12 protein-coding genes, 1 tRNA gene and 1 pseudogene are annotated in these 21,555 nt (G+C 67.7%); 12 read left to right on the top strand and 2 right to left on the bottom strand.

The window, feature by feature from the left end:
- Positions 1 to 127: 127 nt before the first annotated feature.
- The 8 genes and pseudogenes from ACFULV_RS22460 (at position 128) to ACFULV_RS22425 (ending at position 8,721) form a co-directional block, all read left to right on the top strand.
- The gene (locus ACFULV_RS22460; RefSeq protein WP_378659604.1) at positions 128 to 664 is read left to right on the top strand and encodes a hypothetical protein; all 537 of its coding nucleotides are present in this window, start codon (positions 128 to 130) and stop codon (positions 662 to 664) included.
- A 67-nt stretch (positions 665 to 731) separates the two neighbouring features.
- The gene (locus ACFULV_RS22455) at positions 732 to 2,093 is read left to right on the top strand and encodes a hypothetical protein (protein ID WP_378659601.1); all 1,362 of its coding nucleotides are present in this window, start codon (positions 732 to 734) and stop codon (positions 2,091 to 2,093) included.
- Positions 2,094 to 2,141: 48 nt separating this feature from the next.
- Positions 2,142 to 3,710, top strand: a complete 1,569-nt coding sequence (locus ACFULV_RS22450) for an MFS transporter (protein ID WP_378659599.1) — start codon at positions 2,142 to 2,144, stop codon at positions 3,708 to 3,710.
- Between the two features lie 154 nt (positions 3,711 to 3,864).
- Positions 3,865 to 4,686 carry a sterol desaturase family protein gene (locus tag ACFULV_RS22445; protein WP_378659596.1) on the top strand — a complete coding sequence of 274 codons (822 nt, stop codon included), beginning with the start codon at positions 3,865 to 3,867 and terminating at the stop codon, positions 4,684 to 4,686.
- A gap of 343 nt (positions 4,687 to 5,029) precedes the next feature.
- A pseudogene (locus ACFULV_RS22440) lies at positions 5,030 to 5,136 on the top strand (GAP family protein); the annotation flags it as partial.
- 63 nt (positions 5,137 to 5,199) lie between these two features.
- Positions 5,200 to 6,591 (top strand): DUF1254 domain-containing protein, encoded by a 1,392-nt coding sequence (locus ACFULV_RS22435; protein WP_378659594.1) that lies wholly within the window; start codon positions 5,200 to 5,202, stop codon positions 6,589 to 6,591.
- Positions 6,592 to 6,633: 42 nt separating this feature from the next.
- The gene (locus tag ACFULV_RS22430; protein WP_378659591.1) at positions 6,634 to 7,347 is read left to right on the top strand and encodes a GAP family protein; all 714 of its coding nucleotides are present in this window, start codon (positions 6,634 to 6,636) and stop codon (positions 7,345 to 7,347) included.
- Positions 7,348 to 7,380: 33 nt separating this feature from the next.
- A complete protein-coding gene (locus tag ACFULV_RS22425; protein ID WP_378659588.1) occupies positions 7,381 to 8,721 on the top strand; it encodes a DUF1254 domain-containing protein in 1,341 nt (446 codons plus the stop codon).
- A gap of 33 nt (positions 8,722 to 8,754) precedes the next feature.
- On the opposite strand, the gene ACFULV_RS22420 is transcribed toward ACFULV_RS22425, so the two are convergent.
- The gene (locus ACFULV_RS22420) at positions 8,755 to 9,342 is read right to left on the bottom strand and encodes a QsdR family transcriptional regulator (protein ID WP_378659585.1); all 588 of its coding nucleotides are present in this window, start codon (positions 9,340 to 9,342) and stop codon (positions 8,755 to 8,757) included.
- 122 nt (positions 9,343 to 9,464) lie between these two features.
- Here ACFULV_RS22420 and ACFULV_RS22415 point away from each other — a divergent pair, with 122 nt between their 5' ends.
- From ACFULV_RS22415 to ACFULV_RS22405, 3 genes are read left to right on the top strand one after another with little or no spacing between them, the layout of a single operon-like run.
- Positions 9,465 to 10,076, top strand: a complete 612-nt coding sequence (locus ACFULV_RS22415) for a hypothetical protein (RefSeq protein ID WP_378659582.1) — start codon at positions 9,465 to 9,467, stop codon at positions 10,074 to 10,076.
- Complete coding sequence (locus ACFULV_RS22410; protein ID WP_378659579.1) at positions 10,073 to 10,816, top strand: hypothetical protein; 744 nt, start codon at positions 10,073 to 10,075, stop codon at positions 10,814 to 10,816. Before ACFULV_RS22415 ends, ACFULV_RS22410 begins: the two co-directional genes overlap by 4 nt.
- Before the next feature lie 37 nt (positions 10,817 to 10,853).
- Positions 10,854 to 11,555, top strand: coding sequence for a hypothetical protein (locus ACFULV_RS22405; RefSeq protein WP_378659576.1), 702 nt, complete (start codon positions 10,854 to 10,856; stop codon positions 11,553 to 11,555).
- A 209-nt stretch (positions 11,556 to 11,764) separates the two neighbouring features.
- On the opposite strand, the gene ACFULV_RS22400 is transcribed toward ACFULV_RS22405, so the two are convergent.
- Positions 11,765 to 11,846: transfer RNA gene (locus tag ACFULV_RS22400), tRNA-Leu, on the bottom strand.
- A gap of 373 nt (positions 11,847 to 12,219) precedes the next feature.
- On the opposite strand from ACFULV_RS22400, the gene ACFULV_RS22395 reads away from it, so the two are divergent.
- Positions 12,220 to 21,546 (top strand): fatty acid synthase subunit beta domain-containing protein, encoded by a 9,327-nt coding sequence (locus ACFULV_RS22395; RefSeq protein ID WP_378659573.1) that lies wholly within the window; start codon positions 12,220 to 12,222, stop codon positions 21,544 to 21,546.
- The last annotated feature ends 9 nt before the right edge of the window (positions 21,547 to 21,555 follow it).

Genomic DNA, 21,555 nt, shown 5'->3' with positions numbered 1-21,555 from the left:
CCCACCGGGGCGCCGCCCTTCCTGGAGTAGGAGGTGGCCCGTGTACGCACGTTCCAGCACATTCGCTGCCCAGCGGTCGTCGATCGACCGTGGTATCGCATACCTCCACAATGCGGTGATGCCGAACATGCCCGAAATCGATGGGTGGGTCGGCATGTCACTGATGGTGGACAGGGCGACAGGCCGATGCATCGCCACGACCGCGTGGGAATCCGAGGACGCCCTGCACGACAGCAGGATGCGCGTCCGATCGCTGCGCGACGGCTTGGCCGAAGCGCTCAACGGTCAGGTCGAGCACATCGAGGAATGGGAAGTCGCGGTCATGCACCGCGATCACCTGGCCGGCGCGAGTGCCTGCACCCGATGCACCTGGATCCAGGTCGACCCGACGGCAGTCGACTTGGCGATTCACACGTTCAAGTCCAGCTTGCTGCCGGAATTCGAGAAGATCGAAGGATTCCGCAGCGCCAGCCTGTTCGTCGACCGCGACACCGGCCGAGGGGTGGGATCCACGGTCTGGGCAAGCCGAGAGGAATTGGACAACAGCCGCCCCCTGGTGGATCGCATGCGAGCCGAAGCGGTCCGCACCATGGGAGCCGAAGTCCTCGAGGTGGCGGAGTTCAGACTCGGCTTCGCCCATCTGCGCGTTCCCGAGTTGGTCTGAACGACGAGACATCCGGCCGTGGAGCGGCAACTCCCGGCCGGCCTTCGGGCTGTAACGAAGGAGCATTGTGAATGCCTCAATCGGAGCCGGCGAGCCACTCGACGCGGCTGAGCGTGCGGAACTACAGCGCCTGCGACAGGAGCTGACCGAACTTCGTAGCGCCCGTGGCGCGGAATCGCCGAACGCCGCTCCGGTCGACGGCACACGTTCCTCCGGTCACCGGAAATTGCGCTGGACGGGTGCGGCGGTCCTGCTCGTGCTGGTCGCCGTCCTGTCCTTTTCCGCGGTCCTCGCCCGCTACGCCCACAACGAGGTCCTCGACACCGACCGCTATGTCCGGACGATGGCGTCGCTGGGGTCGGACCCGGTGCTGCAGGGCGAACTCACCGATCAGATCACCGAGGAGGTGATGACGCGCCTCGATGTCGAGGCGATCACCGCCGACGCGCTGCGGTCGATCACCGACGACGCTCCCCGCGTGCCACCCGCCGTGGTCGGGCTCGCGCCGGTGATCGCCGATCAGGCCGAGTCGTTCGTGCACCGGACAGTCGAATCGTTCGTCGCCTCCGACCAGTTCGAAGCCCTGTGGATCCAGGCCAACGAGCAGGCGCATCAGGCGCTGGTCGCTGTACTCACCGGGCAGACCCGGCCCGGCGTCGATGTCAGCGATCAGGGCGTTGTCAGCATCTCGCTGGCCCCGATCGTCGACCGGGTCCGCGCCGCGCTGATCGATCGGGGGTTCGCGTTCGCGGACAAGGTCCCCACGGTCGACAAGTCGTTCGTGCTGTTCGAATCGTCCGAACTCGTCAAGGCGCAGCGGGCGACCTCGGCGTTGGACAAGGCCTCCGCGGTGCTGCCCTGGCTGACCCTGCTGGTCGCCGTCGGTGCCGTGTGGGTGGCGCCGAACGGCGCACGCCGACGCGCCGTTGCGCTGGTCGGAGTCAGCATCGCGATCGCGATGGCGCTGCTGGCCGTGGCGATCGCTCTCGGCCGGTCGTGGTATCTGGGGGCGGTCCCGGCGGACGTGCTGTCCGCGCAGGCGGCCACGGTGCTGATCGACACCGTGCTGGTTCCGCTGCGCACCGCCTTGCGGGCGGTGTTCGTGCTGGCCGTGGTGATCGCGGTCGTGGGATACCTCACCGGATCATCGGGGTCCGCGGCCGCGGTTCGTGGCGCGGGTGCTCGGGCGCTGGACGCGCTGCGCGTGCCCGCGGACGGGCGGGCCCCGTATCCGATCGAGTCCGCGGTCGCGCGGTTCCGCATCCCGCTGCGGGTGGTCATCATCGTGATCGCGGTGACGACCCTGGTGTTCTGGCCGTATCCGTCGGGCGTGGTCGTGGTGGTGACCGTGCTGGTCGCGGTGGCCGCCCTGCTGGTAGTGGAACTGGTGGCCCGGCCCGCGTTGGTCGAACGCGACGCACCTGTCTGACAACGATCTACCAGGAGTACGCCACGACTGCCGGGACGGTGGGTTTCGATGAGCAACGATTCGGCGGGGCAGATCGGCGGCACTCGACGACTGCTGGCGGTGCTGCTGGCGATGGCGATGTTCGTGCTCGTCGTCGATACATCGCTGATGAACGTGTCGATCTCGGCGGTGGTTCGCGATCTCGAGACGACCGTCAGTGGGGTCCAAGCGGCAATCGCGCTGGAGGCGCTGGTTTCGGCCGCGTTCATCCTGATCGGGGGAAAGGTAGGTGATCTGATCGGACGCAAGCGGGCCTATGCGCTCGGTCTGATCGGCTACGCGGTCGGGGCGTCGGCGATGGCGTTCGCGCAGAGCCTGATCGCGATCGTCGTCTTCTGGGCCGTGCTCGGCGGGATCGGCGCGGCGCTGCTGCTGCCCGCGATGCAATCGCTGATCCACGGCAACTTCGAAGGAGCGGCGCAGAAGAAGGTCTATGCCCTGGTCGGCGCGGCGGCTGCGATCGCCGCCGCGGTCGGCCCACTGCTCGGCGGATTCATCACCACCTACCTGTCGTGGCGCGTCGGGTTCGTGTTGGAGGTGGTCGTCATCGCGATCGTGCTGTCCGGGATGGGCATCGTCCGCGATGTGTCCTACACCGGCCCCCGCGGCGTCGATCTGGTCGGGGCGGCGCTGTCGGTTCTCGGCATGGGCGGAATCGTGCTGGGCATCCTGGTGTGGCAGGAGGGCGGCGAAGCGGTCGGTGCGCTCCTGGCTGTCGGCGCCGTCGCGCTGGCCGGTCTGGCCTATTGGCTGGTCCGGCGCAAGCGCGCGGGAAAGTCGACACTGCTCGACCCGGACCTGTTCCGGTCCAAGATCTTCCGGCTGGGCATCTCGGGACAGATGCTGCAGCAGATCGCCCTCGGCGGCACGATGATCGCCCTGCCGATCTATCTACAGATGGTGCTCGAGTACAACGCGATGCAAGCCGGGCTGTCCATCGCGCCCCTGTCGTTGAGCATGTTCGCCGTGGCGGTGCTCGCGGGCAAATACGCGGGGGATCGGCCGGCGAGCACCATCATCCGGTGGGGATTCGTGCTCCTCACCCTCGGGACGGTGGTACTCATCCCGATCGTGCCCAGAGCGGAATTCGGCTGGGGGCTCATCGTTCCCCTCATCATCGCGGGATCGGGGTTGGGTCTGCTGGTCTCTCAGCTCAACGACTACACACTGGCCCCGATCGAAGAGGAGCGGATCAGCGAAGCCGCCGGCGTCAATTCGGCGGCCGGGTCGTTCGGGTTGTCCTTCGGGCTGGCGTTCGCCGGAGCCATCATGCTGGCGACCTTGTCGATCACCTTCACGAGCATGACGGAATCGAGCACGGTGCTCCCGCAGGCACAGCAACAGCAGGTGTCGCAGGTGCTGGAGGACGACGCCGAGATCATGAGCAACACCCAGCTCGAGCAACTGCTCGTCGACCAACCTCCGCAGATCCGCGACGAGATCGTTCGTATCAACACCGAGGCTCGGCCCTTCGCCCTGCAGGTGGCGCTGCTGGTTCCGCTCCTGGCCGGTCTCGTCGGGTTGTTCAACTCGTTCCGGATGAGGCGCGTCCCGGAAGCCGTGCCGAAGCCGTCCTGATCCAGGTCGCGATATCGGAAGGTGGCCATCAGCCACACCTGGGGTCCCTGGTGTGGCGCGCCGATCCGGACGATGGTTTACCTATGAGCGGCATGAAGTCGACCACCGAGGTGTGGCGGGAGAAGATCCCCGACTTGCGTCTGCGTTGCCCGGCATGGATGTCTCGACCATGCTGATCTGGCTGGCAATTCCGGTCTTCATTGTCGCCGTCGCGGCGGAGTTCGGGTACATCAAGCGTCACGGCAAGCCGTACGACTACCGTGACTCGGCTACCTCCATCGCCGCCGGTGTGGGGTACCAGCTCCTCAACATTCCATGGGCGCTGGCGGAGCTCGCGATCTTCGCGTCTGTTTCCTCGCTGGTGCCGTGGCACCTCGAGGGCTGGGTCGCGTGGGCTGTCGCACTGGTCGGGGTCGACTTCGCCTACTACTGGTTTCATCGCGCGCACCACGAAATCCGGGTGTTCTGGTCGGTTCACCTCGTGCATCACTCGAGCGAGAATTTCAACCTCACCACGGCACTACGGACGCCCTGGCTGGTGGTCACGTCCCTGCCGTTCCTTGCTCCACTGGCACTGTCGGGAATCGACGGCAGGATCATCGCCGCCTCCTACGCGATCAACCTGCTGTACCAGTTCGGCATCCACACCGAGGCCATCGACAAACTCTGGGCGCCTGTCGAATTCGTGTTCAACACGCCGAGCCACCACCGCGTGCACCACGGCTCCAACACTGAATATCTCGACCGTAACTACGGTGGCGTGCTCATCATCTGGGACCGCATCTTCGGTTCCTTCGAACCGGAGGGCGAGCAGGCGGTCTACGGCCTCACCAAGAACGTCGACACCTACAACATCGCAAAGATCAATGCCCGCGAGATAGTCGCGATCTGGCAGGACGTCGAGAACGCGGCGAAATTCTCGGACAAGCTCGGCTTCCTGTTCCGACGTCCCGGTTGGCAGCCACAGCCGACCTGACTCCACCGAGCGACCTCGGTGAGGCAGGCCCTTCCCGATGTCGGCGTCCTGGCCGCTATTCCGTGCAGTCGACCTTGGTGCCGTCGAGGGCCGAGGGACCGTGCGGTTCCTCGACGAACCCGGCACATGCTGCTGTGCACCGACCGCACGCGAGAGGGCAAGTCGTCGTCGACCTGTGATCGCCGATACCGAGGCGCGAGCCGCGCGCCTCGGTGACGGAACGTGTGGCCACCGGTCATCTCGCGTACGAGAACCAGTCTGCCCTGCCGACACGACATCGCTGGCGAATATCACCCATAACGTGTGACGCGCGGTACCAGATGCCCGGCCTAGCGTGAGCCGTATGGGCTCAGTCCTCGGTGATCTGCTTCCGCTGGCGGTGGGTGTGGCGATCTCGCCGATCCCATTGTCGCGGCCGTCCTCGTGATCCTGTCGAAGAACGCCGGCGGCGACAAATCTGTCGCATCCCAAAGACTACGAACACCCGATATTCCGTGACAACAGGAGGCGAGTATGGCGAATCCGTCGCTGCCGGGTCGTTTGGCGCGGGTGAGCATGGACGGTGAGCTACCGGCACGTGCCGATCTTCCGCTGATCTTCGATGAACTGGACTATCAGCTGGCCTGTCAGGTCTACCTGTGGGCGTTGCCGCTGGTGTCCTATGCGCAGTGGCAGACACAGCATCGAGAGGTGTTCGGCGCCGGTGACTTCGACCTGGTGCATTACGTGTCCTATCGTGACCGCCTCGGGTTGATCACCGCGAACGGCACCACCCCGTACATCCTGAACTTCATCGATCTCGGAAGCACTGGTCCGTTGGTGATCGAGGTACCGCCGGGCCATACCGCGGGGGGATTCTCGGACTTCTGGCAGCGGGAGTTCGGCATTCTCGGTGAGATGGGGCCCGATCAAGGCCGTGGCGGCAAACATCTGATCGTTCCGCCCGGCCACGACGATCCCGACCTCGACGGCGACTACTTCGTTCATCACGCGACGGGCCGCAACATCATGTTCGGCTTCCGGACCTTGGATCCGAACCCGGACAAGGCGCGCAGCCTGGTCGAGCAAGTGCGTATCCAGCCGCTCGACGGCACTGCCTCGCAGACCCGGCTGATTTCGCCGCAGGGGCGTCCGTGGACCGGGGACCAGCCGCGTGGCCTCGACTATTGGGTTCGCCTGCACGACATCTATCAACGCGAGATCGTCGACGAACGCGACCGGTTCTACCTGGCCATGCTGAAGCAATTGGGGATCGAGAAGGACAAGCCGTTCGAGCCCGATGAGCGGATGGCAGCGATCCTGGCCGACGCCACCGCTGCCGGAGAGCTGATGGCGCAGGCGAATACGTTCGCCAAGCGTTTCCCCGGCGCGAAGTACTGGCCCGACCGGCAGTGGGATCTGGTCGTGCAGCTCGATCATTCCGATCAGCGTGGGCCGTACTACGACCAGCTGCTCGAACGCGCCGCGTGGTTCTACGAGGCGGTCAGCTTCTCCGAAGCGATGAAGAGCCAGACCCCGGGGGTGGGCCAGGCCTATCTCGGCGCGTATACCGATGCCGAGGGGGACTGGCTCGACGGCGCCAAGTCCTACACGCTGCACATTCCCGCGGACCCACCGGCGAAACTGTTCTGGTCGGTCACCGTGTACGACACCTGGACTCGCTGCCTCGTCGACAACGAGCAGCAGCGCGGCGATCGAGGCTCGCGCGACCCCGACCTCGTCGTGAACGACGACGGTTCGGTCGATGTGTTCTTCGGTCCGACACCGCCGAGGAGCGGAACGGCCAATTGGATCCAGACGATCCCCGGCAAGCACTGGTTCTCCTACTTCCGGTTATACGGGCCGCTCGAGCCGTATTTCGATCGCAGCTGGGAACTCGGCGACATCGTCGCGGTGACGACCTGACCCGGCTCGGGTTCGCTCGGAACTACTCGAAAGAGGCGCGGTATGACCTCGCTGGTGCTTTCGCTGATACCTGTCGCACTCGGCATCGTCATGAGCCCACTCGCTGTGATCGCCGTGGTGGCCGTGCTGTTTTCGCAGCACGCCCGTGCCAACAGCGTGGCCTATCTGGCCGGGTGGGTCGCCGGAATCGTGGTCGCTACCGGCGGCGCCTACGCAGTTCTCGCGGCGCTGCATGTCACGGATCGGATCGACCCGCCGCTGTGGTTGTCGATCCTGCATCTGGTGCTCGCCGCGGAGCTGCTGATCGGCGCGTGGTACGTCTACGCCAGAGGAAGAAAACGCCTGCACGCGATGGCGGCAGCCCACAAGCCCGGCCAAATCGCCGATGCCGCACCGCAATTGCCGAAGATGCTGCAATCTGTCGAACACTTCACCGCGGCCCGCTCGATGCTGCTCGGCTTCGCTCTGTTCGTGTTCAACCCGATCGATGTCTCCTGTGCGATCGTCGCGGCGCTGACGTTGCGGTTGAGCGGGACGTCGTCGTCGGTGCAGCTCGGTGTCGCCGTGGTGTTCGTCGTGATTGCCGCGAGCTCGGTCGCGGGACCGGTCGGATTGCTGGTGGTGATGCCGGATCGGGCCGAAGCGCCGTTGCGGGCGTTGCGACAGTGGATCGCCACCAATACGAAGCTACTCAACGCCGGCTTGCTGGTCCTCATCGCCGTCATGCAGCTCAACAAAGGTATTCAGGGTCTCTGAACGGACACGTCGCGATCACCGAGGAGGGTTCTTGTGAATAACGCCTTGAAAGATCTGGCCACCCAGGCATGGGTGTACGGGTTTCCGATCGTCTTCAACCTCGACCAGGTCCGTCGCTACGTGAGCACCGGGGTCGGGGCCAATCGAGCCGCCCCGTTCAATACTTTCAGCCATGCCGAGACGCTGGCCGGCCCGCAGGACACCTTTGTCTCCATCAACAACGACACCGTGTACTCGATGGCCCAACTCGACCTGACGAACGGACCGCTGCTGCTCGAGGTCCCCGATACCGCCGGTGCCTATTACGTGCTGCAATTCGTGGACGCCTGGACCGACAACTTCGCTTATATCGGCAAGCGCGCCACCGGCACCGAACCCGGCCGGTACCTGCTCACCCCACCCGAATGGGCGGGACCGACACCTGCCGGTGCCACGCACGTCCGGTTCCCCACTCGTATCGCGTCGATCGTGGGCCGTTGGGCGTGTGACGGTGCGGCGGATCTGCCTCGTGTTCGTCGGCTCCAAGAGCAGGTGACATTGACCCCGGTCGGCGCGCCGGACCCTGCGCCTGGCCTGCCGGTCGCCGATGCGCGAGTGTCGGACGAGCTGATGTTCTGGGAGAAAATGCGGCTGTACCTGCAGGCGTATCCGCCTGCGACACAAGATCTTGCGCGGCAGTCGACCTTCGAGCCCCTTGGTCTGCTGCAATCGGGAACTTCACCGTATTCGGCCGCCGACCCGGAATTGGTGAGCGCACTCGTGGCGGGCGCGAAGGCCGGACATGCCGAACTGGTGGCTGCGCTGCGGTCCGGTGCGGGCGACACGATCGTCAACGGGTGGCATCAGCCGTTCCACATCTTCGATTACAACGACGACTTCTTCGAGGTCGGCACGATCAATACGGCCGAATGGCGGATGGCCGACCGGGACAAGGCCATCGGGCTGCGAGCGGCCGCGGCGATGGGCGGCCTCTGGGGCAACCACGGATATGAAGCCGCCTACGCGCCGGTCTACCTCGACGCGGACGGCGACGAACTCGACGGCGGTCGGTCGTACACGCTGACCTTCGACCAGACGCCGCCGGTGGACGCGTTCTGGTCGATCACGATGTACGACCTGCCGGAGTTCTATCTGGTGGCCAATGCCATCGACCGCTATTCGATCGGTGACCGCACCCCTGGCCTGGTGTACGCCGACGACGGGTCGCTGACCATCACCCTCAGCGCCGACGAACCGAGCGATCCGGTTGCCCGTGCGAACTGGCTACCGACCCCGCATGCGGGCTTCCGACCGTTGTTGCGCATGTACAGCCCCAGACCGGAGATCTTCAGCGGCACCTACGAGATCCCGGCGATCAGGAAGATTGACCGCTGACACCTCGCCATACGGGTGGGAAACCGCGCCTTCTCACGGGGCTTGCTGGTGCGCGGACAGGACCGTTCGCATGATGCCGATGGTCGCCGTGATGTCGGGCTCACGGCCTGCGGCGACATTCGCCCAGACCAGTGCGGTCGCGGTCATGGCCAGGACGCCGAAGGTTTCCGGCGGAATCGCGAGATGTGGTGCGGCAGAAGATGTTGCGCGAAACAGGTTCGCTTGCAGTGCCGAGTTGACCAGGCCGTCGGGGTCCAAGAGCACGCGTAGCGCGAGGTTCGGCTCACGTCGGGCGAATGCGGTGAGTGGCTCATAGTCGATGCAGCCGTGCATGAATCGCGCGGCTGCATCGAGAGCTTGATCGATGCCGCCCCCTTGTGCGTCGTGTCGGGCGCGCTGCCAGATATGGCCGATCGACTCGAGAATTGCGTGGTCGATGAGCTTTTCACGGTCGCCCACCCATCGGTACAGGGTGGAGCGACCGATATCGAGACGTGCGGCGACGGTGTTCATGTCCACGCGCTCGCCCTGCTGGAACAGCCACACCGCCACGGTCCTGGCGTCGTCGGCGGTGGGGCGACGAAAGGAGGGTAGTTCCTCTTCGGGTGGTACGGGACTCACGAAGAAACTGTAACAGCCAGGACATTTATCGTCTTGGCTTCTTTTGGGACATTCTTGACAGATGTCCCATTCGGTCTTATGTTTGCTCCGAAGTCGCTGTAACCCGCGTCACAAGGAGTTCGATGTCTACCCTCACCAAGTTCGCCGCCGTCGCGGCGCTGACCGTGCTGGCGCCGATGGCCGCCGCCTGCACGACCTCGTCGAATCAGGGAGACGTCGACTCCGCCCAACCCGGTGGACAACAGCACGAGACATCGACATGCTTCTGGTTCGGCCCCACGTTCTCGACGACCAACCAGGAACTCAACTACGCGTTCCCCGATTCCGGGGCGCTGTACTGGGCCGCGCAGTTCGCGATTCCCGCGGGCGCCGAGCTGACGGTGAAGGGCGAGTACGCTCACGCCCGCTACCAGTCGCTCAACTCCTACAACGTCACCAACAACACCCCGACGGCCGCGCTCAACGATGTGTCGACCGCGCCCGACGCCGGGTCTGCGAATCCATACCTGCCCGGCGCCGACAGAACTGGTGAAGACAACCGCTCGTACACGGCGACCGTCCGCAACGAGGCGCCCGGCGCGGCCGCGGCACCGAATACCCTCTACGCAGGAGTTCCGGGCCAGGAGCGGACCACCCTCATCTACCGCCTGTACCTGCCCGACAACGGTCGCGACATCACCGGCGGGGTCGGACTGCCGCGACGGAGCTGCGCCTGGCCAACGGTGAGGTGGTGACCGGCGACAAGCTGTGCGAGACGGTCGGCGCGGCGACGACAACCCCGAAGGTCGACGTCCTGGCGATGGACAAGTATCTGTCGCTGCGAGATGCCCCCGGCAAGCGCGCCACCTTCCCCGCCGTCGAGCAGCCGGTGTGGCGCACGTACTACAACACCCAATTCGGGCTCGGCTGTAGCTATCTCGGCAAGTGCGAGGGAACCCCGGCCCGGACCGGCGGACAGTACTCCAACATCGACAACAACTACGTCAACGCCTATGTCAGCCGAGGTTTCGGCCAGGTACTGACGCTGACGGGGACCATGCCGCGCACGCCGCGCACGATCGACAGTGCGCCCAGCGCCGACGCGGACGTCGACATGCGCTACTGGTCGATGTGCAGCAATGAATCCCTCGCCACCACCCGGGCGACCGGATGCGTGTTCGACGAGCAGGTGCCTCTGGACCCGGCTCGCCGCTACACCGTCGTCGCGAGCCTGCCCGAGGACCGGCCGGCCAATGCCACCGAAGCGTGTGGAGTCGCGTGGGTGCCGCTGCCGAGCAACGGTGACGGCGCGGGCCATCCCGAAGACGCGTACCTGATCCTGCGGAACATGTTGCCGACCAGGGGTTTCGGGCACGCGGTCCAGGACACCAAGACCCCCGGCGACGAGAAGGCCGTGATGAGCGCCTACCTGCCGGATGGAAAGTACTCGTCCAAGGCGGAATTCGAAGCCAAGGGCTGCGCACCGATTCGCTGACCCGATCCGAAGAGATACACCTGATGAGGAATCACCGATGATGAGAAAACTCGCGATCCCCGCACTGCTGATCGCGGCCGTGGCCACCACCGTCGGCACCGCCGGCGCGGCACCGAACCAACCCGCCGGCGTCAAATTCACCGCCGCCACCACCGACACCTCGACCGTCGTCACCACCGATGCCGGGTCGATGGGCGTCGACGGCGACCTGTTCACCATCAAGGCAGCCGACGGCCGGGTGCTGGCCGGCACCCCGCTGTCGGTCCGGGTGGACGAGTTCGTATTCCCGATCGCCGCGGAGATCTCCGGCCGAACCGCCACACTCGTCCCGCAATTCGATCTCGCACACGCCGCGTACAAGCCGGTCGCTATGCCGTTCGAGAATCAGGCACCGTGGCGGACCGAATACGAGCGTGAACAGGCGGCCTGGTCACGGCTGACCACCACAATCACCATGGGTGCTGCGGTCGGCACGACGATCGGCGGCCTCAGCGGCGCGGCGGTCGGTTGTGTGCTGGGCGGGATCGCCGGCGCGGCGGTAGCTTCGGCGGCCATCGTCGGTTTGTTCGGTGGGTTCCTTCCCGCCGCGGCCATCGGATGCCTCGGCGGCATCGTCGCGGTCGGCGCGCTCGGCACGCTCGCCGGACAACTGCTGGTGACCGGTCCCGTCGTCATCGGCGCGATGGTTCAGTACTTCACCACCATCAACGCTCCACTGCGTCCCGCACCGGCCAAGTAGTCGCCACAACTGAGTAGCACCCGACCGTGAGATCGGGTGCTACTCAGCTATCGGAGATCATCGAGTCGATGGGCAACTTTCGTGCCGCGCAATTCGATGCTGTCGAGCACCTTGTCGTGGGGCAGCGCGGCGATGTCGACATGGAGCAGGAAGCGCTGGATCCCTAGCACACGCGGAAGCCATGATCTGGCCCGAAAGCCAGGTATCTGTGCGCGAGAGGGGACTTGAACCCCTACGTCCGTGGACACCAGAACCTAAATCTGGCGCGTCTGCCAATTTCGCCACTCGCGCTTGGATGTGTACGACCGTCCAAACTCTACCGGGCGAATCGGGCTTCGCGAAGCGTTGGGGCGGCGTGGCGTACTCGTGGGTAACACGACCTGGGGTTATAACGATTCGGTAACCCTCAATATGAGGGGCACTCATGTTTGAGAACTCGGGTAACAGGCCGGACCTGCGCGTTCAAACATGAGGCTGCGTCATGTTTCAGAAGATTTTGGTACGGACGTACAGAAATACTGGGGAGTAGGCCGCTACCGGGCCGGAAACGTGAGGCTTTCCTCATGATTTTGTGCGATTGTGGCTCTCAACAGGCCCGAGGGGCTGCCGGAAACGTGTGCGTGCCGTCGGTGGGCGACACGCCAGGAGAAGGAAGTCGAGCGTCTTGACGATCAACGAGAGCACCGAAATCGGCATGGGAGCGACCGCGAGCGCCAATGGTCGTGGCCAGGCGAGAGGTGTCCGCGCGGCGCTGCTGGAGCAGCTGCGCACCGGGGCGGGATACGCGTTGGCGTTCGGTGGACAGGGTGCGCAGTGGCTGCGCGAGCTCGAGGAGATCGGGCGCGACAGCGCGCTGGAGCCCGAGCTGACCGCGCTGGTCAATGACGCGGCCGTGCTGCTCGAGCCGGTTGCGACACAGTTGCTGGTGGTGCGCCCCGGCGGTTTCGACCCGATGGGCTGGGTGCTCGAGAGCGAGCTCGACGAGCCGGAGGAGCCGTCCTCGGCGCCCTCGGAGCCGGTGCTGCGCTCGGTGGCTGTCTCCATGCCCGGCGTACTGCTGGCCCAGCTGGCCGCGACCAGGGCATTGCGCTTGCAGGGTCTCGACCCGGCCGAGCACGCGCCCGTCGCGATCGTCGGACACTCGCAGGGGCTGTTCGCCGCCGCCGCGGTCGAAGCGGGCGGCACGCGTGACGCGGAGCTGCTGGCCATCGCCCAGCTCGTCGGCGCCGCTGCCGGGCTCGTCGCGCGCAGGCGTGGACTGATGCCGGTGGGCGAGCGCTCGCCGATGGTCGCGGTGTCGAACGTGGATCCCGAACAGCTGCGGGCGATCGTCGCCGAGGTGGCCGAAGGAGTCGACCCCGCGATCGCCGCGGTCGTGTCGATCCGCAACGGACGCAGGCGCGTCGTGCTCTCGGGTGCGCCCGCGCAGATCGATCGAGTGCGCACGCGTTGCGCGCAGCTGCACGACGAGCAGACCCGTGAGCGCGAGAGCAAGGCCCGCGGTGGCGCGGTCTTCGCGCCCGTGTTCGAGGACATCTCCGTCGACGTCGCCTTCCACCACCCGGCACTCGCCGAGACGGTCGAACTGGTCGCGGGCTGGGCCCGTCAGTGCGAGATCGACGCCGACCTCGCCGCCGCCCTGACCCAGCAGGTGCTCGTCGACCCGATCGACTGGGTCGCCACCGTCGACGCCGTGGTCGACGCGGGCGCGCAGTGGATCCTCGACCTGGGCCCCGGCGACCTGCTCTCGCGGGTGACCGGCGGCTCGCTCAAGGGCACCGGTGTCGGTGTGATCGCCGCCGCCACCCGCGCCGGTCAGCGCAGCCTGCTCACCCCGGGCGCCGCGCCCGAGGCGTCGACGCCGTGGTCGGCGTTCGCGCCGAAGCCGGTGCGTCTGCCCAACGGCCGCATCGTCGTCGAGACCGCGTTCACCAAGCTCACCGGTCGCTCGCCGATCCTGTTGGCCGGCATGACTCCGACCACCGTCGACGCGAAAATCGTCGCGGCCGCGGCCAATGCGGGCCACTGGGCCGAGCTGGCCGGTGGCGGGCAGGTCACCGAGCAGATCTTCGCCGACCGGGTGACCGAGCTGCGTCAGCTGCTGCAGCCGGGCCGCGCGGTGCAGTTCAATTCGCTGTTCCTCGACCCCTACCTGTGGAAGCTGCAGCTCGGCGGCAAGCGCCTGGTGCAGAAGGCACGGGCCGCGGGTGCGCCGATCGACGGCGTGATCGTCACCGCGGGCATCCCCGAACTCGACGAGGCCGTCGCGCTGATCGGTGAGCTGTCCGAGGTCGGCATCAGCCATGTCGCGTTCAAGCCGGGCACCGTCGCCCAGATCAAGGCCGTGCTGCGCATCGCCGACGCGGTCCCGGACTACCCGGTGATCATGCACATCGAAGGCGGCAAAGCGGGCGGGCACCATTCCTGGGAAGACCTCGACGACCTGCTGCTGGCCACGTATGCCCAGCTGCGCGGCCAGGCCAACGTGGTGATCTGCGTCGGCGGCGGCATCGGCACCCCCGAACGCGCCACCGACTACCTCACGGGCACCTGGTCCACCGGCTACGGCTACCCGCTGATGCCCCTCGACGGCGTGCTCGTCGGCACCGCGGCCATGGCGACCCTGGAAGCCACCACCGCCCCCGCGGTGAAGCAGCTGCTGGTCGACACCCCCGGCACCCCCGATTGGGTCGGTGCGGGCACGGCCAGCGGCGGAATGGCCTCCGGACGAAGCCAATTGGGCGCCGACATCCACGAGATCGACAACGCCGCCTCGCGCACCGGCCGCCTGCTCGACGAGGTCGCCGGCGATGCCGAGGCCGTGGCGAGCCGTCGCGCCGAGATCATCGCGGCGCTCGATGCCACCGCCAAACCCTACTTCGGCGACGTCGCCACCATGACCTACCAGCAGTGGCTGGAACGCTACGTCTCGCTGGCTGTGTCGAGCGAGGTGCCGATCTCGTTCGACTGCGGCAGCGATATCGGCGACGCGATCCGCGACGCCACCCGCTCGGACTGGCTCGACATCAGCTGGCGCGACCGGTTCGCGGAGATGATGCGCCGCACCGAATCCCGGCTCAACCCGGCCGACCGCGGCGAGATCGAAACCCTGTTCGCCGACGACGACGCCTTCGAGCACCCGGTGCAGGCGCTGTGCGAGCTGAAGAAGCAGTACCCGACCGTCGCGGACACCGTGCTGCACCCGGCCGACGTGCCGTTCTTCGTCTCCCTGTGCAAGACGCCGGGCAAGCCGGTGAACTTCGTGCCCGTCGTCGACGCCGATGTGCGTCGCTGGTGGCGTTCGGATTCGCTGTGGCAGGCCCATGATCCGCGCTACTCGGCCGATCAGGTGTGCGTCATTCCCGGCACCGTCGCCGTCGCGGGCATCACCCGCGTGGACGAGCCGGTCGGCGAACTGCTCGACCGCTTCGAACAGGACACCGCGTACAGCCTGGTCAGGGCCGGTGTCGTGCCCGAGCCGGTGGACGCGCGCCGCGTCGCCGGTGTGGTGGCGGGAGCGATCGACACCGTGCTCGCCGCCCCCGACGTGCAGTGGGCCGGTCGCACCACCGTCAACCCGGTGCACCGCCTGGGTGACATCTCGGAGTGGACCGTCGAGCAGGGGAGCGCGGTGCATCAGAGCACCGGTGCCACGCTGACCGAAACCACCGGTCCCGAAAGCGAATTCAGCTACGTGGAGCTTTCGGTGCCGCTGGCCCGCGACTCCGTGCGGATCCGCATCACCGTGCCCGCGAGCGTGTACTCCGGTGGCGCGCCGGTGATCACCGACGCCGACGCCGAAACCGCGATGTCGGCACTGCTTGGCGTCGCCGCCGGAAAGTCGCTGCCCGAGGTGAAAGCCGGTGTGGCACACCTCAACCTGGCGTGGATGCCGGACCTGATCGCCGACCACGCCGGTGTCACCGGCTCCGGCCTGCCCGACACCCTCAGCACCCTCGGCCGCACCGCCCCCGATGTGCTGGTCGGCGCCTGCTGGCCCGCGGTCTTCGCGGTGCTCGGCGCGGCCCGCACCCCGGTCGGTGGCTGTGTCATCGAGGGCATGCTCGACCTGGTCCACCTCGATCACCAGATCGAACTGCTGAACGAATTGCCCGCCGAGACGAGCATTCTCGTCGTTCGCGCCGAAGGCGGCGCGGTGGTCGACACCGACATGGGCCGTGTGGTCGAGGTCGTGGTGAACATCGGCCTGATCCTGGACCAGGGACTCGACGCCACCCCGCTGGCCCGCCTCGTCGAACGCTTCGCCATCCGCGGCCGCAACGGCGCGGGCGAGCTCACCGATCCGCCGCGTGCGGCCGGTGCGGTGTCCGACACCGCCACCGACACCCCGCGCCGTCGTCGTCGCGACGTGCAGATGGCCGCCCCGCGCGCCATGCACGCCTTCGCCGCGGTCTCCGGTGACCACAATCCGATCCACACCTCCGACGCCGCCGCCAAGCTGGCCGGCCTCGGCAGCCCGATCGTGCACGGCATGTGGCTCTCGGCCGCCGCCCAGCACGCGGTGGTCGCCGTGGATCCCGAAAGCTCCGTTCCCGCACGCACTCTCACGGCATGGACCACCCGGTTCCTCGGCATGGTGCGCCCCGGCGCGACCGTGGACGTGCGGGTGGAGCGGATCGCGGTGGACGCGGGCGCCGAGATCGTCGAGGTCTCCTGCCGCGTCGACGGTGACCTGGTCATGACCGCGACCGGGCGCACCGCCGCCCCGAAGACCGTGTACGCCTTCCCGGGCCAGGGCATCCAGCGCAAGGGGATGGGCCTGGACGCGCTGACCCGCTCGAAGGCGGCCAAGCGGGTGTGGGAGCGTGCCGACGCGCACACCCGTGACGCCCTCGGTTTCTCGATCCTGGCGGTGGTGCGCGACAACCCGACCTATCTCAAGGCGCGCGGTGTCGAACACCGGCACCCGGACGGCGTGCTGCACCTGACCCAGTTCACCCAGGTCGCCATGGCCACCCTCGGTGTCGCCCAGGTCGCCGAGTTGCGGGAAGCGGGTGCGTTCGTCGAAGGCGCGATGCTGGCCGGCCACTCGGTCGGCGAGTACAACGCCCTCGCCGCCGTCGCCGGTGTGCTGCCCCTGGAGGCCGTGCTCGAGGTGGTGTTCCAGCGTGGCTCGGCCATGCACGAGCTCGTACCGCGTGACGCGCAGGGCCGCAGCGACTATCGGATGGCCGCCATCCGTCCGTCGCAGATCGGGCTGCCCGACGCCGAGGTGATCGACTTCGTCAACGGCATCGGCGCGCAGACCGGCGAGTTCCTCGAGGTGGTGAACCTGAACCTGCGCGGCTCCCAGTACGCCATCGCGGGCACGGTCGCCGGGCTCGAAGCGCTCGAGACCGAAATCGATCGCCGCCGTGCCGAATACGGTGGCAAGCGGGCCTTCATCCTGGTGCCCGGCATCGACGTGCCGTTCCACTCCTCGGTGCTGCGCGACGGTGTGCCGGAGTTCCGGCACAAGCTCGAACAACTGCTGCCCGCCGAGGTGCACCCGGAAGTCCTGGTCGGACGCTACATCCCGAACCTGGTGCCCCGCCCGTTCTCCCTGGACCGCGCGTTCCTCGCCGAGATCGCCGAACTCGTGCCCTCGGAGCCGCTTGTTGCCGTGCTGGCCGACTTCGACAGCTGGGCCACGCGCGATGCCGAGCTGTGCCGCGTAGTGCTGATCGAGCTGCTGGCCTGGCAGTTCGCCAGCCCGGTGCGCTGGATCGAGACCCAGGATCTGCTGTTCACTGACACCGCGCACGGCGGTCTCGGCGTCGAGCGCTTCGTCGAAATCGGGCTCGGCGCCACCCCGACGGTGGCGAACCTGGCCTCGCAGACGCTGAAGCTGCCCGCGTTCGGCGGGGCGACCGTGGAGGTCGTCAACGTGGAACGTGACGCGGCGGTCGTCTACTCCACCGATACCGATCCGGCCCCGGTCGACGACATCGACGAGACCCCGGTCGAAGCCGCGGCCGCGCCGGCCGCGGCGGCACCCGTCGCCGCCGCCGCTCCGGTGGCAACCGGCGGCCCGCGACCCGACGACATCGCCTTCAGCGCCGCCGACGCCACCCGTGTGCTCATCGCGCTGTGGACGAAGCTGCGGATGGACCAGATCGGCCCGGTCGACACCATCGAAGGGCTCTGCGACGGCGTCTCCTCGCGCCGCAACCAGCTGCTCGTCGACCTCGGCGCCGAACTGTCCCTCGGTGCCATCGACGGTGCCGCCGACGCCGACATGGGCGCGCTGGCGGCCACGGTCGAACGCCTGGCCCGCACCTACAAGCCCTTCGGCAGCGTGCTCACCGACTCCATCGGCGACCACCTGCGCAAGGTCTTCGGCCCGTCGGGCAAGCGGCCCGCCGCCATCGCCGACCGGGTCAAGAAGGTCTGGGAACTCGGCGACGGCTGGGCGAGCCACGTCACCGCGGAGGTCTCGCTCGGCACCCGCGAAGGCGCCAGCGTGCGCGGTGGTGACCTCGGCGGTCTCGCCGGTGGTGTGCTCAGCGATGCCGCCTCGGTCGACGCCGCCATCGACGCGGCCGTGCAGGCAGTGGCAGCACGGCGCGGTGTCTCGGTCTCGATGCCCTCGGCGGGTGGCGCGGCAGGCGGCACCGTCGACGCGGCGGCGCTGGGCGAGTTCACCGAGCAGATCACCGGACGCGACGGCGTGCTCGCCACCGCGGCGCGGGTGGTGCTCGAACAACTCGGCCTCAGCGAGAAGATCAGTGCTCCCGAGGCGACTCCCGACACCCTCGCGGACCTCGTCTCGGCCGAATTGGGTTCGGACTGGCCGCGTCTGGTCGCCCCCGCGTTCGACGCCCGCAAGGCCGTTCTCATCGACGACCGGTGGGCCACCGCCCGCGAGGATCTCGCGAAGATGTGGCTCGGCGACGACGCCGCCACCGCGGAACAGTCGATCGACGGATTCGCCGGCGCGGGTGAAGCCGTGGCCGCCCAGGCGAACTGGTGGCGGCAGCGGGCCATGCACGAGGCCCGTTCGGTGCTGGCCGGGGTGTACGCGCAGATCGCGAAGGCCGCGCTCGACACCACCGAGCCCGGTCTGTGGTCCGACGACCTCGCCGTGATCACCGGCGCCAGCAAGGGCTCTATCGCGGCAGCGGTCACCGGCAAGCTCCTGTCCGGCGGCGCGACCGTGGTGGTCACCACGTCGGGTCTCAACGACGAGCGGCTGCGGTTCTACCGCTCGCTCTACCGCGACAACGCCCGCCACGGCGCGGCGCTGTGGGTGGTCCCGGCCAACATGGCCTCCTACCAGGACCTCGACGCACTGATCGAATGGGTCGGCACCGAACAGGTCGACAACGCGGGCGGCGCCAAGATCAAGGTCAAGGACGCGATGACCCCGACGATGCTGCTGCCGTTCGCGGCGCCGCGTGTCGCCGGAGACCTCGCCGACGCGGGCGCCCGCGCCGAAATGGAAATGCGCGTGCTGCTGTGGTCGGTGGAACGGCTGATCGGCGGCCTGTCCGCCCTCGGCGCCGACCACGACGTCGACGCGAAACTGCATGTGGTGCTGCCGGGTTCGCCCAACCGTGGCCTCTTCGGTGGCGACGGCGCGTACGGCGAGTCCAAGGCCGCCCTCGACGCGGTGGTCTTGAAGTGGAAGGCCGAGAAGTCCTGGGCCGAACGCGTCACCCTGGTGCACGCGCTGATCGGCTGGGTGCGCGGCACCGGGCTGATGGGCCACAACGACCCGATGGTCGAGGCCGTCGAGAAGGCGGGCGTGCACACCTGGTCGACCGACGAGATGGCCGACGAACTGCTCAAGTGGTGCACCTCGCGCGCACGTCAGGTGACGATCACCGGCCCGCAGCAGATCGACCTCACCGGTGGTCTGGCGCGTGCCAAGCTCGACCTGCCCGCGCTCGCCAAGCAGGCGCAGGAGGCCGCGGCCGAGAAGATCGAAGAAGCCGCCACCGCCGCGACGATCGCCGCTCTGCCCGCCCCGCCGACCCTGAGTTCGGCACTGCCGGTGCCGGAGTGGGCCCCGGTCACCGCGGAGCTGAGCGATATGGTCGTGATCGTCGGCGCCGGTGAGCTCGGGCCCTACGGCTCCTCGCGCACCCGCTTCGAGATGGAGGTCGAAGACGAACTGTCGGCCGCCGGTGTACTCGAGCTGGCCTGGACCACCGGTCTGATCCGCTGGGAGAACGAACCCAAGCCCGGCTGGTACGACACCGAATCCGGTGACTTCGTGCCGGAATCGGAGGTCGCGGAGCGCTACCACGACACCGTGGTCGAACGCTGCGGTGTGCGCCGCTACGAAGACGACGGCGCCATGCTCGACAACGCGGCCCCGCTGCTCACCTCGGTGTTCCTCGATCAGGACCTGTCGTTCACCGTCGCCGGCGAGGCGGAGGCACGCGCCTTCCACACCGCCGATCCCGAGCACACCGTCATCGCGCCGGTCGCCGATTCCAGCGACTGGACCGTGACCCGTCAGGCGGGCACCGAGATCCGGGTGCCGCGCAAGGCGAAGCTGTCGCGCGTGGTCGGCGGTCAGATCCCGACCGGCTGGGATCCCACCATCTGGGGCGTCTCGGCCGACATGGCCGCCTCGATCGACCGGGTCGCGCTGTGGAACATCGTCTGCACCGTCGACGCGTTCGTCGGCGCGGGCTTCAGCCCCGACGAGCTGATGAGCTGGGTGCACCCGAGCCTGGTGGCCAACACCCAGGGCACCGGCATGGGCGGCATGTCCTCGATGCGCTCGCTCTACGTCGACAACCTGCTCGGCGAACCACGCCCGAACGACATCCTGCAAGAAGCGCTGCCCAACGTCGCACTGGCGCACGTGGTGCAGTCCTACGTCGGCAGCTACGGCGCCATGGTGCACCCGGTCGCGGCCTGCGCCACGGCGGCGGTCTCGGTCGAGGAAGGCGTCGACAAGATCCGGCTCGGCAAGGCCGAGGTCGTGGTCGCCGGTGGCTTCGACGATCTGGGTATCGAAGGCATCGTCGGCTTCGGTGACATGTCGGCCACCGCCGACTCGGCGAGCATGCGCGCCAAGGGAATCAGCGACCGCTACTTCTCCCGCGCCAACGATCGTCGCCGCGGCGGGTTCGTCGAATCGCAGGGTGGCGGCACCGTGCTGCTGGCCCGTGGTGACGTGGCCGTGGAGATGGGTCTGCCGGTGCTCGGCGTCGTCGCCTTCGCCCAGTCCTTCGCCGACGGCGTGCACACCTCCATCCCGGCGCCGGGTCTGGGCGCATTGGGTGCGGGGCGCGGCGGCAGCGAGTCGCGACTGGCGGCCGAACTGCGCAAGCTCGGCGTGACCCCCGACGACATCGCGGTGATCTCCAAGCACGACACCTCCACCGCGGCCAACGACCCCAACGAGTCGGAGCTGCACGAGCGGCTGGCGGGCGCGCTGGGTCGCACCGAGGGCGCACCGCTGTTCGTGGTCTCGCAGAAGAGCCTCACCGGGCACGCCAAGGGTGGCGCGGCGGCGTTCCAGCTCATCGGCCTGTGCCAGGTGCTGGAAAACGGTGTGGTGCCGCCGAACCGGAGCCTGGACTGCGTCGACGAGAAGATGGCGGGCTACCCGCACCTGGTGTGGGCGCGTGAGCCGCTGCGCTTCGGCGAGAAGTTCGCGCTGAAGGCGGGTCTGGTGACCTCGCTCGGCTTCGGTCACGTGTCCGGCCTGCTCGCGGTGGTGCATCCGCAGGCGTTCCTGGCCGCGATCGAACCGGCCGCGCGGGCGGAGTACCAGGAGCGGGCGCAGACGCGTCAGCTCGCGGGCAGGCAGCGGTTCGCCGAGGCCATGTGCGGCGGGTCGGCACTGTACGAGAAGCCGGTCGATCGCCGACTGGGCGCCGACGGCACGCCGGCCAAACAGATCCGTCAGCTCGAGGCCGACATGCTGCTCTCGCCGCAGGCGCGGCTGGACAGCGACGGCGTCTACAGCGCGAGCGGATGGGGTTGCGGCACCGGGCAAATCACCCCGCAGCCGACCGAAGCGTCGTAGGCTGCCGCT

It is taken from the genome of Nocardia sp. NPDC057272 (assembly GCF_042668615.1).
In the GTDB taxonomy this organism is placed as follows: Bacteria; Actinomycetota; Actinomycetes; order Mycobacteriales; family Mycobacteriaceae; genus Nocardia.
Note: the sequence above shows the minus strand (reverse complement) of the source record. Positions and strands in the feature narration are given on the sequence as shown.

Excerpts from the sequence above, each read along its gene's own strand:
- ACFULV_RS22460 (WP_378659604.1), top strand. The coding sequence starts at position 128 with ATGCCCGAAATCGATGGGTGGGTCGGCATGTCACTGATGGTGGACAGG.
- ACFULV_RS22450 (WP_378659599.1), top strand. The coding sequence starts at position 2,142 with ATGAGCAACGATTCGGCGGGGCAGATCGGCGGCACTCGACGACTGCTG.
- ACFULV_RS22445 (WP_378659596.1), top strand. The coding sequence starts at position 3,865 with ATGGATGTCTCGACCATGCTGATCTGGCTGGCAATTCCGGTCTTCATT.
- ACFULV_RS22435 (WP_378659594.1), top strand. The coding sequence starts at position 5,200 with ATGGCGAATCCGTCGCTGCCGGGTCGTTTGGCGCGGGTGAGCATGGAC.
- ACFULV_RS22430 (WP_378659591.1), top strand. The coding sequence starts at position 6,634 with ATGACCTCGCTGGTGCTTTCGCTGATACCTGTCGCACTCGGCATCGTC.
- ACFULV_RS22415 (WP_378659582.1), top strand. The coding sequence starts at position 9,465 with ATGTCTACCCTCACCAAGTTCGCCGCCGTCGCGGCGCTGACCGTGCTG.
- ACFULV_RS22405 (WP_378659576.1), top strand. The coding sequence starts at position 10,854 with ATGATGAGAAAACTCGCGATCCCCGCACTGCTGATCGCGGCCGTGGCC.